This is a genomic window from bacterium (assembly GCA_029210545.1).
In the GTDB taxonomy this organism is placed as follows: domain Bacteria; phylum BMS3Abin14; class BMS3Abin14; order BMS3Abin14; family BMS3Abin14; genus JARGFV01.
Genome location: JARGFV010000225.1, coordinates 1 through 592 on the forward strand (window position 1 = coordinate 1; position 592 = coordinate 592).

1 protein-coding gene is annotated in these 592 nt (G+C 54.6%); it reads right to left on the minus strand.

Features of this window, described 5'->3' with window-relative positions; translation table 11 throughout:
* On the minus strand, positions 1-343 hold a 343-nt coding region (mutL, locus tag P1S46_12425), incomplete at its 3' end, for a DNA mismatch repair endonuclease MutL (protein MDF1537268.1).
* Positions 344-592: the final 249 nt, after the last annotated feature.

Genomic DNA, 592 nt, shown 5'->3' on the forward strand with positions numbered 1-592 from the left:
GTTTTAAGTACCCCACCGAGGCGATACTGGGCAGTGCCTCCCCGCGAAACCCCAAAGTCCTCAGGTGCCTCAGGTCATCCAGGGCGGCAACTTTGCTCGTGGCGTGGCGCTCGATGGCCATGAGGCAGTCATCCTCATCCATACCGGCACCATCGTCCACAACCTGGATCTTTCCACGGCCTCCATCTATCAGGTGCACCCGCACAGATCCGGCTCCGGCATCTATGGCGTTCTCCACCAGTTCCTTGACCACCGAGGCGGGACGCTCCACCACCTCACCGGCGGCGATGACGTCCACAAGGTGGTCGGGGAGGATTTTTATGCGGTTACGATCTTTGCTCACTCAAGCTCCTGTTCGCCAAGCAATCTCAAATCTCAGATCTCAAATATCAGAAAAACATCGGCCTCGCGCTCGTTCCCTTCACTCCCTCAGTCGCTTTGTCGTATTCTCCCGGGGTCACCCTGCCTGCCCTGAGCAAGCGTCAGCGTGTCGAGGGGCGTACCCTGCGGTTAGTTAGTTGTGCCTGAAAAATTCATAACTAGTTGAATTTATTGGTTTATTTATTGATTTAGTGCTGTTAAAATCACCATA